The following is a 12,205-nucleotide window of genomic DNA, read 5'->3' as shown; positions in this document are numbered from 1 at the left end:
GCCCGCCCGCCCGCACACTCAACACGCTCATCGGCTGATCGTAACCACGGCAGCCTGGTTTGTACGGCTCGCCGGGAACCGCGGCTACGATCGGGTCGATGATGGAGTCGGAACAGGTCGTCGAGATATTCGGCGAGATCGAGCAGGCCGGGTTGTCGGTCTGGGTCGGCGGCGGTTGGGGGATCGACGCGCTGCTGGGGCGCCAGACGCGCCCGCACCGGGACCTCGACCTGATGCACGTGGCCGGCGAGGAGACCCGGCTGGTGGCACTGCTCGCGGGGCTTGGGTTCGCCGAGACCGTGGACTGGCGGCCGGTGCGGTTCGTGATGGCGCACCCGGACGGCCGGGAGATCGATCTGCACCCGCTGGTGTTCGCCGCGGACAGGTCGGCCGAGCAGGCCTCACTCGAACCCGGGAAGCCGTTCCTCTACCCGGCTTCGGCGTTTGTCAAGGGCGGCATCGACGGGGTTGCGGTGCCTTGCCTTTCGGCTGAGCAGCAGGTGCATTTCCATCAGGGCTATGAGCCGGCGGACCGGGACCTCCATGACATGGCGCGCCTGCGGGAGGCGTTCGGGATCGCCACCCATTTTTAGCGCGGCAATCTGATCGAACGGGCAAGGGCCCCGGGCGCTTTCGCGCCCGGGGCCCTTGGTGTTTGGCGGTGTTATGCCTTTACGAGGCCGTCGATTGCCGTGGCGAGGGCGTCGGTGGCGGTGTCCACCTCCTCTTGGATGGCGCCCTTGTCAGCGTTGACCGTGGTGGCCGCGTCGCGGGCGGCGACCAGGGCCGTCCAGGATTCGGCGGTCCAGTCGGCTTGGGTGAGTGCGGCGGCGTCGTCGAGGTGGACGGCGAGGCCGGACTTGTCGATGACTTCGACGATGAACTGGACTTCGGCGACGTTGCAGTAGCCGTTGCCGCCGCTGAGGCGCAGGGCCCCGTAGTGGACGGGCTCGGCCAGGTCGACCGTGTTCCAGCCGCGGACCGGGGTTCCCGTGCTCGCGAACTTGGTCCAGGTGGCGCCGCCGTCGTTGGAGCCTTGGATCTCGATGCCGGTCGCCCGCTGGTAGGCGCTGTCCCGCGGGAAGTACTTCACCCCCACGACGGTGTATCCGGTGCCGTCGGCGGGGAGCACGGTGTTGGTGCAGGACTTCGTGGTCGTGTCCGTGTAGGTGCCGGTGTTCCCGTCGAACATGCGCCAGCCGTTGGCGGCCGCGCTCGTGGCGCCGTCGCCTGTCGCGGTGCTGGCCGCGACCCAGGACTGGTCGAAGGCGGCGGGCGCCTCGGGTGCCGCCGGGTCCAGGAGGTCCCAGGCGTTGACCAGGCGCTGCGCGAGTGCCTGCTCGTCGGCGTCGGGCTCGGTGAGGGCTTCTCGGACCGCGGCGACTTCGCGCGGGAAGAGGAGCTGCGAGCCCCGGGTGTACTGGGTGAGGTCCACGGCGTCGGCGCGCTCGAGGAGCGGGTCGATGTCGTACACGGGCGAGCCGAAGAGCCGGAGCTCCGCGATGTAGATCGGCGCGTTGTTCGCGACCCGCAGGTAGCGGTAGCCCTCCTCGTCCTTCGACGGGAGGTTCTGCCACGTGAGCGACTTGTACGACGCGTCGCCGATGGTGGTCCAGGTGGTGAGGTCGTTCGAGCCCTGGAGCACCTGGCCGTCCATGCGGCGCACGCCCTCGTTGTCTTGGCGTGCAAGGTAGTCGAAGCGGTCGACGCTGACCTGGGTGCCGGCGCCGAAGTCCCAGATGAGGTAGACCTCGCCGCCGACGGCGGGCACGTCGCTGAACGTCGCGGGTTTGCCGTCGAGCATGTTCGCGGCGTGGGGAGCCTTCGACTCGTCGGCCGTGCCGTCCACCTTGATCACCGTCGCGTCGGCGAGGTCGATGAGGTTGCTTTCGTCCGAGCCGTACAGGGCGGTGCCGTCGGTCGCGCCGTGAATCGTCGCCGCCGCTGCATCATCCTCTGTGGTGTGATCGATGACCAGGTCGAGACGGCCGCCGCCGGTGAGTTCGCCGAGGGTGCCGGTGGCCGTCCAGGAAAGGGAGTCCTCGCTGGCGGCGGTGAGCGTCTGGCCACCGATGCGGACCGAGGCGTCACTGATCGGCTTCGCGCTCGTGAAGGTCACGTTGATCTCGTCGCCGGTGATCACCCTGCCCGCCTCGGCGCCCGGGGAAGCCACCGACACGTCGGTGATGTCGCCCAGAACCTCTGAGCGGTCGCCGAAGACGTGGAACTCGGCGATTGACCAGATGCCCGGGTACGCCGGGTCGATCGGCGGGGCCGGATCGTCGATCTGGAGCTTCAGGTAGCGGTACTCCTTGCCGCGGTGCTCCGCGACGACGGGGATGGTCTCCATCTCGTTGGTGTCGCCCGTGGGCCGCTCGGAAAGGAGGTCCCAGGTGATGCCGTCGTTCGAACCGTACACATTGGTGCCCTGCGAGCGCATCGGGAACGAGAAGCGGGCCTGCAGGCCGAACTCCTCGACCGAGACGCGGTACCGGGTGCCGTAGTCGAGCGTGACGAACCCGACGCGCAGGTCACCGAAGTGGCTGTGGCTGCCGCCGTCGGCGAGCGCGCGAGCCTGGTCCGCGGTCATGTTGGTGGGCGTGACCGCGTTGCGGTAGTCGAACGATCCGTCCGCCAGCCGCGGGTTGAGCAGTTCGAGCGCCTCGATGGCGTCGAGCAGGGCTTGGAACGCGGTGCGGAACTCCTCGTCGGTGCCGTTCTCGGCCGCGTCCTTCGCCGCGGCGAGCGCGGCCTGGTACGGCTCGTCGGAGGCCGTCGTGTAGACCGCCCCTTCCTCGGTGCCGTCGGCGACGGCGGCGTCGATCATCTTGGGCCGGTTCTTCGCGACGGCGAGTTCGAAGGTCCGCGCGGAGACGACGTCGCCGTCGTCGGCGATGATCTGGACCTTGTGGACGCCGCGGTCGTGGGAGGTCGGCTTCCACGTGAGGGTGCCGGTCGCGGCGTCGAGTTCGGCGCCTTCGGGCAGGCCGGAGGCGGTGTAGGCGGGGGCGCTGCCGGTGTCGTGCGCGCCGAGCTCGAACGTCGAGGTCGCGTCGGGCCACAGGTGGTACTTGCCGCGGGCCTGCTCGAACGCGGGCGGGGTCAGCTGCTTCTGGGCGTCGAGCAGCAGCGAATCCATGTCCACTGTGGTGCCGTCGCCGGTGATCCGGTAGTACTGGGTGTTGAGTCCGACCGCGGGGTAGGTGATGTATCGCCATTCCCCTTGCGTGTCAGGCAGTTCGATCCGCGCCAGGACGCCCGGTTCGGGCTCGGCCCCGTTGCGGGGGTCGCGCTCCTCCTTGTCGAGCACTTCCAGGACGGCGGCGCCGTCGGTGCGCACGAGTACGCCGATCTTGCTGTTGCCGGGGTACATCACGCGGCTGACGACGCTGACGGTGCCGTCCGCGTCAGCGGTCGCGCGGGCGAAGGTGCGGTCGTCTTCGGTGATGGTCTCGGTGCCGTCATCAAGCGGGATGCCGTAGTTGCCGAAGGTGAGGGCGGTGTCCTCGACCGGCCTCGGCTCGGTGCCGGCGATCTCGGGCGGGAACGCCACCCAGTACTCGATGCTCTTGTCGCCGGCGCCCCAGAAGTTGTTGACGCCGGTCCCGTAGTTGTAGAGGGGGCCGTCCATGCGCTCGTTGAGCAGGGCGACGTTCGGGGCCTCGGCCTCGACGTCCACGCCTTCGACGTACTTGTACTGGTAGTACAACTCGTTGAGCGCGTTGAACATCCGGCCGCGGTAGGCTGGCGAGACGGACCCGCCGGTACCGCGGTCGTCGATGTACTTCGTGGGCAGGCCCATCATGTACCCGTCGAACGCGTCCGCGCCGGCGAGGAGCCGGTTGCCGAGGAAGCCGTAGGCGGTGACGGCGTCGTCGGCGGTCGAGACCGTGCCGTCCTCGGGGTCCACTTTGGTGCCCTGGACGTGGAGGAAGCGGGCCAGCGCGGCGAAGTTGTCGATGTTGCACTCGGCGTGGGCCTGGTCGCGGCCCATCTCGCGGAGTTGCACGAAGTCCTCGCCGTACGGGTTGGCGGGGTCGTCGGCCTCGATGAGCGGGATCTGCTGGGCGAGCCCGCCGCTGGTGTAGTTCACGAACTCGGAGTTCACGGTGAACCACTCGACGCCTTTGGCGTAGCCCTCGGTGTCGTCGGCGTAGATCGCGGTCGCGATGCGGCCGTAGAGCCCGAAGTTGTGCTGGTTCATCCACTTCTCGGGCGAGTAGAGGAACGTGTCGACGAGCGGCTGGGCGAAGTTGCCGAGCAGTCTCGCGTCGTCGTCGGCGGTCCATTCGACGCTGTAGCCGTCGTGTGTGCCGGGGGTGTCGTCGGCGACCGGTTCGGTGGCGCGGATGATCTCGGCGGCCATGAGGAACTGCGAGAGCGGTTTGCCGGTGTGGATGTGCGCGTCCGGGAAGTACTTGAACCCGTCGGGGTTCATGCTCGCCCAGGTGCGCAGGGCCTGGATGGCGTTTTTGCGGTAGGCCTCGTTGCCGGTCATGACCCACATGAGCGACTGGCTGAGCGCGCCGAAGGAGTCGTTGGTCTCGCGGCCGCGCAGGCCCCCGTGGTTGAAGTTCGGGTCGAGCGCGACGTCCGGTTGGGCGGCGGATTTGGAGTTGGAGGCGCGGTAGGTGGTGGAGGTGGCGCCGGTCTTGGTCATCGCGTCGAAGTAGGAGGCCCAGGGCTCCTGGCCGGTGCGGACCATTTCCTGGGCGTTGCGCAGGTCGTCGGCGGAGAGGCCGACGCCGGGGTGGACGAACCCCGCGTCGCTCACGGTTTCGTTGATCTCGACTACGTGGTCGGTGAGGAGGCCTGCGTAGGGCAGGTCCTCCGGCGTCTGCGCTTGCGCGGGGGGCGGGGCGGCGACCACCGCGATGCCCGCGGCGAGGGCGGCGGCCAGCGCGATGAGGCGGGGCCGCTTTCGTCGGTCGACTTGCGTCATTGCACGTCCTTTCAAGGGAGAGGGCCTTTCGAGGCGGGGCCTTTCAAGGCTTGTCGAGGCGTGGTGCTGCGGGTCTGCGGGTGTGGGCGGCGGGTGGCGGCGGGGCCCGGTTCGGGTGCTTGGGCAGCTGGATATCGGAATGCGTCTATGCGGACGATAGCGGCTGGGTCGGTGAGAATCAAGGCTCAGGCAGATAACGTTCTCTGCTCGTTGGCGAGGTAGTTCACTGGTGATGATGCTGGTTATTGAATCGTTATCTTGGATGGATTGCGTTGTCTAGCTGGATGATCGGTGAACACTTCGGGCGACTGGGCGCCGGTTCGCGGGTTTTGATGGATCGAAGGGTCTCGACAAGTCGCGGTTTCAGATCTAACTTAGAAACCGATATCTATCCGGCGACCCTGAAGGACCCCGAGTGGCAGACCGACCCCGAGCGCTCTTGGCCATGAGCCCCGAGTTCCTCGCCCAGCTCTTCCCCGAGCCGCTCATGCGGCGTCTCGCCGCGGTGCTCGACTTCGACCCCGGTTTCGTCGTCCAGGACTTCTCGGAGCCCGCCGCGAAGGCGGCACTGGCGGAGGCGGAGGTCGTCGTCTCCAGTTGGGGCGTGCCGCGACTGAACGACGAGGTGCTGGCCGGGGCGCCGCATTTGAAGGCGGTGCTGCACGCGGCGGGGACGGTGAAGTGGCTCCTCGGCGAGTCCGGTTGGGAGCGGGGCGTGGTCGTCTCCAGTGCGTCGGGGGCGAACGCGCTTCCGGTCGCGGAGTACACGCTGGCGTCGATCCTGATGGCGGGCAAGGGGATCTTCCAGCTCCGTGAGGACTTCCGCAAGGAGCGGAGTTTCACGCTGGGCTACATCCACCCGCAGGTCGGCAATTTCGGTCGCACGATCGGTGTCGTGAGCGCCTCGAAGATCGGGCGGCGGGTGCTGGAGCTGCTGCGGCCGTTCGATTTCAAGGTGCTGCTGTACGACCCGTTCGTGGACGCGGCGGAGGCGGCGGAGCTGGGTGCGGAGTCGGTCGGGCTCGACGAGCTGGTGGCGCGGGCGGACGTGGTGAGTGTCCACGCCCCCGATCTGCCGGAGACCGCGCATCTCATCAACGCGGAGCGGTTGGCGCTCATGCGGGAGGGCACGGTGGTGGTCAATACGGCCCGCGGGCGTTTGGTCGACACCGAGGCGCTCACGGTGGAGCTGCTGAACGGGCGGCTTTCGGCGGTCATCGACGTGACCGAGCCGGAGCCGCTGCCGGCGCATTCGCCGCTGTACGACCTGCCGAACGTGTTCCTGACGCCGCATGTGGCGGGTTCGCACGGCAATGAGCTGTCCCGGATGGGGCTGTTCATGGTCGAGGACGCCGAGCGGTACGCGGCGGGCGAGCCGCTGCTGCACCGTGTGGATCCCGAGACGCTCTGGAGGCAGGCGTGATGCGACGAAGATAGAAACCGATATCTAATCGTTTTCCGGTCGAACTGCAGGGCCGGAACTGCGCACGAAGCGGACGGCAAATTCGCATCAAGCTGCGAATACGTTGCGCTGCAATCGAACACAATCCGCCGAGAACCGAGATTCCGCGACACGAGTCATTGACTGGTTTCCATGTCTGATGATAGCGTTATCTCCCCGGCGACCTGGTGCGGCACCCGGCAGGACCACCGCACCGACCGCCGCAATAACCTTCACAGCAGCCTCATCCCTCACCCCTGTATCAACGTTGATCTAAGGAGGCCCCTCATGGCCGAACTCTCTCGCCGCAAGCTCCTCGGCGTGGCCGGCGCCGCCGCCGCAGCCACCGCGCTCGGCTCGACCGCAGCCTGCTCGGGCACCGCCGGAGGCGGCGCCGCGGGCGGCGCCTACGACATGCCGACGTTCCAGCCCGCTCCGGAGCTGGACGTCCAGCCGCACTACGCGTCCGAGACGCCGGGCATGGAGAGCGTCTACACCGAGTACCCGAACAGCTACTTCAAGTCGGTCGAGCGCGGGCCGGGCTCCGGCGGCAAGGTCACCAGCTTCCAGCTCACCTGGGGCGACCCCGCGACCCCGCTCGAAGAGAACACGTACTGGCAGGAGCTCAACGAGCGCCTCGGGGTCAGCTTCGAGCCGCAGTTCGTGCCGCAGCCGGTGTTCGACCAGAAGTTCGCGACCATGCTCGCCTCCGGCGACGTCCCCGACCTGGTCTTCGTCAACGACCAGTCCGCGGGGAACCTCCAGGGCATCCGGGACGGCGCGTTCGCCGACCTCTCCGAGACCCTCTCGGGCGACAACATCCTCAAGTGGCCCAACCTGGCCGCGCGCAAGGAGGAGATCTGGCAGGCCAGTCTCAAGGACGGCCGCATCTACCAGGTCCCCTCGACCGTCTGGGCCCTCACCAACCTGCCGACGATGCGCACCGACCTGGTCGACCAGACCTCGGTCGGCCGCGCCCCCAAGGACGCCGACGAGCTGTTCACCATGCTCAAGGAGGTCTCCGCGCTCGGCACGGGCCCCGGCGGCCAGAAGGTCTACGGGCTCAACAAGTACGACGCCCACCCCGGAACCGCGTCGATGTTCCAGCGCCTGTTCAAGACCGGTCCCGAATGGCAGCGCAACGGCGACGGCGACCTCGTCCACATCACCCAGACTGAGAACTACCGGGCGATGCTCGAATGGCTCGCCCGCGCCTGGGCCGAGGGGATCTTCGACCCGGTCGCCATGTCCCCCACGGCCACCGACATCGTCTCCGGCGCGGCCCTGCGCTACGACTCGGTCGGCGGGTCCATCGGCGCCACGGGCCTCTCCCAGTGGGAGGCCGACCTGCCCGGCGCGAAGTACGACTTCTTCGACATGCCCGGCTTCGACGGCTCCGGCCAGCTCGTCGTCCGCAACGTGCCCTACGGCCGGTCGACCTGCGTCTCGGCGGCCGCGGCCGAGGACGAGGACCGCCTCACCGAGATCCTGAACGTCCTCGACTACCTCTCGGCGCCGTTCGGCTCTGAGGAGCAGTACTTCATCATGAACGGCACCGAGGGCGTCCACCACACGGTCGACGCGCACGGCATCCCGATCGTGAACCCCGACAACATGATCGACCTGGCCGTCCAGTACGTCGGCGTCACCTCCGGCGACAACTCCTACCGCTTCCACCCGAACGCGGCCCCGTGGGCCGACTCGTTCGTCGCGGTCATGGAGTCCATGGCCCAGAACTCGATCGCGCGCGACCTCGAAGGGCTCGAGGCCGCCTCGCAGACGTTCGTCACGAAGGGCGCGCAGCTCAAGCAGTTGTGGACGGACTTCGAGACCGGCGTCATCACCGGCCGCGAGAGCATCGACGACCTCCAGTCCTTTGCGGACAACTACATGTCGCAGGGAGGCACCCAGGTCCGCGACGAGTACACCCAGGCGCTCAAGGACGCGGGCAAGTGAGCGTGAGCACCACGGACGCCGGCCCCGGGACCCGCCCTGAGCGGGCCCCGGGGCCGTCCGCGCCCCCGAAACGCCGCAAGCTCACGCTGCGCCAACGGATCTGGCGTGAACGGTGGTCCTACACCTTCATCATCCCCGGTGCCGCGTTCTTCCTGGTCTTCATGTACGTGCCCATGGCCGGCAACGTGGTCGCGTTCCAGGAGTACTCGCCGTTCCGCGGCATCGAGGGCTCCCCCTGGGTCGGCCTCGCGAACTTCAACGCGATCTGGACCGACCCCGAGATCCTCACCGCCCTGCGGAACACGCTCGTCATCGCGCTCCTCCAGCTGGCGTTCGCGTTCCCGGCGCCGATCGCCCTCGCCCTCCTGCTGCACTCGCTGCTGTCGGACAAGGTGAAGCGGATCGTCCAGACCATCGTCTACCTGCCGAACTTCCTCTCCTGGGTCATCGTCATCTCGGTGTGGCAGCAGGTCGTCGGCGGCGGCGGACTCGTCGCGGGCCTCCTCGACAACGTCGGCGTCACCGGTTTCGACCTCATGACCGACGCCGAGAACTTCAAATTCCTCGTCGTCGCCCAGAACATCTGGAAGGACGCCGGCTGGGGCACCATCATCTTCTTCGCCGCCATCGCCGGGATCCCCTCCGAGCGTTACGAAGCGGCGGCGATCGACGGCGCGTCCGGCTGGCAGCGCACCTGGCACATCACGCTCCCCGCGCTCGTCCCCGTCGCGACCCTCCTGCTCATCCTGAACATCGGCTCCATCCTCACCGTCGGCTTCGAGCAGCTCCTGCTCCAGCAGCCGATGGTCGGCGCCGACGCCGCCCAAGTGCTCGACACGTTCGTCTACTTCCGCGGCGTCCTCGGCGGCCAATGGGGCATCGCCACCGCCGCAGGCCTGCTCAAGGGCATCATCGGCACCATCCTTGTCCTGTCGGCCAACAAGCTCGCCAAGAAGATGGGCGGAGAGGGGATCTTCTAGTGAGTACCGCAACCGTGAGCCGTCCACCATGGATGAACCCGCCCCCGGCGTGGATCAGTGGCGTCAAAGCGATCGTCATCGCCTGCATCGTCATCACCATGCTCTACCCGCTCGTCTACGTCATCGCGATGAGCTTCGCCTCGCCCGCACAGGCCCGCGCGGGCGTCGTCTTCCCCACCGAGTTCTCGCTCGACGCCTACCGCGCGATCTTCAACGGCGGCACCGTCGTCACCGGCCTGCGCAACTCGCTGTTCATCACCGTCGTCGGCACCCTGCTCTCCCTCGCCGCGACCTCGATGCTCGCCTGGGGCCTGGTGCGCACCCGCCAGGTCCCCGGCGCCAAGATCGTGCTCGTCGGCATCCTGGCCACGATGTTCTTCAGCGCCGGCATCATCCCCAACTTCATGCTCATCAAGTACCTCGGCCTCCTCGACTCCACCTGGTCCCTGATCATCCCGGGCCTCATCTCGGCCTTCAACATGATCGTGATCCGGAACTTCTTCCAAGGCCTCCCCGAGGAACTCATCGAAGCGGCGCGCATCGACGGCGCGGGCGAATGGCGGATCTTCCTCCAGATCGTGCTGCCCCTGTCGAAACCAGTGCTCGCCGTGATGGGCCTGTTCTACGCCGTGGCCTACTGGAACACCTACTTCAACGCGCTGCTCTACATCAACGACAGCGAGAAGTGGCCCATCCAGGTCGTCCTCCAGCAGTACGTCCTCGCCGGCGTCGCGATCCCCGGGGCCGTCGTCTCACCCGACCAGCCCCCGCCGCCCGGCGTCACCCTCCAGATGGCGGTCATCGTCCTCGCGACCATCCCCATCCTCGTGGTCTACCCGTTCCTCCAGCGCTTCTTCACCTCCGGCGTCCTCACCGGCGCCATCAAAGGCTGAATCCGAGGGTCAAGACAACTGAATACGACGGGCCGGTCACCGCATCGCGGCGACCGGCCCGCGACACGCCACGGGCAAACGACTGGTTTTTGTAGGGTTCCGCAGGTGTACCGCTGTTACGTCGCGCTCCTGTCGCTTACGAAGCGGCCGTGGCGAACCGCCCTCGTGCGGATCCCACAATTTCCGCACCGCAACCGCAGCTCCTTCACCGTTGGTGTGCTTGACTTCACCCAAAGTGATGAATAGATTCTCCTTCGACCGGTCCCCACCGATCGATCTCTATGGAGGAACCATGCACTGCCGCAACGATTTCAGCGACATGCCCAACCGCTTCCCGCCCCGCCAGGCCGTCTCGTACTCGACCTTCTTCCTGAACGTGCTCACCGGCCGCAAATCCGCCGCCGAGGCCCGCCTGTTCGCCACCGATGCCGGCTGGCGGGCCTTCACCAGGGTCCGCAGGCGCGTGCCCACCAGATTCCGGCAGGTGCGAGTCGTGCGCGCCGAGTTCCCCACCAAGGAGTCCGCCGAGATCGTCGCCATGGTCGAGAACGGCGCCGCCCACCAGGCCATGACCCTCACCTTCCGTGCGACGCAGCACGGCTGGCGCCTCGACCACTGCGACCTCATCCACGCCAACCGCCGCCCCCGCCCCATGCACCGTCTCTGAACCGTCGGCGAAGCCCCCGGCGCGCGGCGCCGGGGGCTTTGCCGTGTGGTCAGGACGCCGGGATCAGCGGCGGGTGATGGGTTCCGGGGCCGTGAGGCGGGCGGCGTCGGCGGCGGCGAGGCCGGCGATGTGGCCCTCGTAGTTGGTGATGCGGGTGCCGCGGCCGAACTTGAGGCGGGGGAAGAGCTCCTCCGTGCGGGAGTCCACCCGCTGGTCGCGTTGGCGCATCACGGGAACGAGGTCGGTGCCGGTCTCCTCGGTGTACTCGCGGGCCGTGTCCTCGGCGGATTCGCGGAGGCGTTCGCCGATGCGCATGGCGAAGGACGCCAGGAACGACTGGCGGAACGAGCGCGTCTGCGACTTCCCGCGCTTGGCCGAGACAGAGCCGACACGGGTCATCGCCGCAGTCGCCTGCACCAGAAGGGAGTTGAAGAGCAGCTCCACCGAGCGGAGGTCCGCGCGGTCGCCGATGAGGGTGGTGAAGCCGCCGTCGGGCCAGTACACCGAGCGGCAGTGGTTCGCGTCGGCGATCTGGGCCAAGAGCTCGGACTTGGGCTGCTCGTAGGGCCGCTCGATGATGACGCGCAGCGCCTCAGGGTCGCGCTTGCCCTGCCCCGCTTCGGAAAGAAGCGCCTCATTGATGCTGTGGCGGGCGATGAGCTGCTGCGCCTTGGCCGTGAACGCCTCGGCCTCCGCATCGGAGTCGGTCGACTCGGCCTTCGCCAGGAGCGCCCGGATCTTCTCGTAGACGCGGGAGGACTCGGCGACACCGAGGCCGTGCGTGATGAGCAGGTCCCCCGGCAGCGGTTCGACCTTCGGGATCTTCGGAAGTCCACTGAGGAAGTCGAGGGCCTCGAGGACCGCGCCCCACAGGACGATCCGGTCCCAGCGGCCCAAGCCCGCGCTCGCCTTCGCGACGCCCGCGAACGGGGCGATCGCGGCGAGCTCCTCGCGCTGCACGTTCCAGCGGTCGCTCAACTGCATGTCCCGGTACCGCGCGAGCTGGCCGCGCATCATCACCGCGCCGGCCCGCACCGCCTCGGGGCTCAAGGACTTCCGCAAGGCGCTCAAGGCCTCCCGCGGCATCCAGCCCCACTCCCACGCGCGGAGCGCCGCATCGGCGCCCAGCTCGTCGAAGACGCCGGCGAGCGCGCCCGGCCAGCCCGGGTCGCCCGAGCCGCCCTCGAGGTCGGAGGCGGCGTCCACCCAGTCGAGGCGCAGACTCCGGGCCCGCTGGAGGACGTCGAGCACCGCGTAGCGGGCGCGTCCTTCGAGCGGCAGCCCGTCGAGCTCGTCCTGTTGCACCGTTCCCCCGATCCCGCGAAC

8 protein-coding genes are annotated in these 12,205 nt (G+C 68.2%); 6 read left to right on the top strand and 2 right to left on the bottom strand.

Annotated features, from left to right (window positions below):
• Positions 1 to 101: 101 nt before the first annotated feature.
• The gene (locus O2L52_RS17580; protein WP_344473585.1) at positions 102 to 593 is read left to right on the top strand and encodes a nucleotidyltransferase domain-containing protein; all 492 of its coding nucleotides are present in this window, start codon (positions 102 to 104) and stop codon (positions 591 to 593) included.
• Positions 594 to 664: 71 nt separating this feature from the next.
• Here O2L52_RS17580 and O2L52_RS17575 read toward each other — a convergent pair whose 3' ends face one another.
• The gene (locus O2L52_RS17575) at positions 665 to 4,942 is read right to left on the bottom strand and encodes a putative Ig domain-containing protein (RefSeq protein WP_270117099.1); all 4,278 of its coding nucleotides are present in this window, start codon (positions 4,940 to 4,942) and stop codon (positions 665 to 667) included.
• A gap of 445 nt (positions 4,943 to 5,387) precedes the next feature.
• On the opposite strand from O2L52_RS17575, the gene O2L52_RS17570 reads away from it, so the two are divergent.
• The 5 genes from O2L52_RS17570 to O2L52_RS17550 all read left to right on the top strand — a co-directional run bounded on the left by O2L52_RS17570 (position 5,388) and on the right by O2L52_RS17550 (position 10,879).
• On the top strand, positions 5,388 to 6,365 hold the full coding sequence (locus O2L52_RS17570; RefSeq protein ID WP_344473582.1) for a hydroxyacid dehydrogenase: 978 nt from the start codon (positions 5,388 to 5,390) through the stop codon (positions 6,363 to 6,365).
• Between the two features lie 306 nt (positions 6,366 to 6,671).
• Positions 6,672 to 8,339: an extracellular solute-binding protein gene (locus O2L52_RS17565; protein WP_270117096.1), complete on the top strand. Its 1,668-nt coding sequence runs from the start codon at positions 6,672 to 6,674 to the stop codon at positions 8,337 to 8,339.
• Positions 8,336 to 9,319, top strand: a complete 984-nt coding sequence (locus O2L52_RS17560; RefSeq protein ID WP_270117095.1) for an ABC transporter permease — start codon at positions 8,336 to 8,338, stop codon at positions 9,317 to 9,319. The genes O2L52_RS17565 and O2L52_RS17560 overlap by 4 nt, the downstream gene beginning before the upstream one ends.
• A gap of 14 nt (positions 9,320 to 9,333) precedes the next feature.
• The gene (locus O2L52_RS17555; RefSeq protein WP_270117094.1) at positions 9,334 to 10,212 is read left to right on the top strand and encodes a carbohydrate ABC transporter permease; all 879 of its coding nucleotides are present in this window, start codon (positions 9,334 to 9,336) and stop codon (positions 10,210 to 10,212) included.
• Between the two features lie 292 nt (positions 10,213 to 10,504).
• Positions 10,505 to 10,879 (top strand): Rv3235 family protein, encoded by a 375-nt coding sequence (locus O2L52_RS17550; RefSeq protein WP_270117092.1) that lies wholly within the window; start codon positions 10,505 to 10,507, stop codon positions 10,877 to 10,879.
• A 63-nt stretch (positions 10,880 to 10,942) separates the two neighbouring features.
• Here the strand turns inward: O2L52_RS17550 and O2L52_RS17545 are convergent, their stop codons facing one another.
• Positions 10,943 to 12,184, bottom strand: a complete 1,242-nt coding sequence (locus O2L52_RS17545) for a DUF2786 domain-containing protein (protein ID WP_270117090.1) — start codon at positions 12,182 to 12,184, stop codon at positions 10,943 to 10,945.
• Positions 12,185 to 12,205 lie beyond the last annotated feature (21 nt).

The sequence above is a fragment of the Glycomyces algeriensis genome, assembly GCF_027622855.1.
Taxonomy (GTDB): Bacteria; Actinomycetota; Actinomycetes; order Mycobacteriales; family Micromonosporaceae; genus Glycomyces; species Glycomyces algeriensis.
This window is presented reverse-complemented; position numbering and strand designations above follow the sequence as displayed.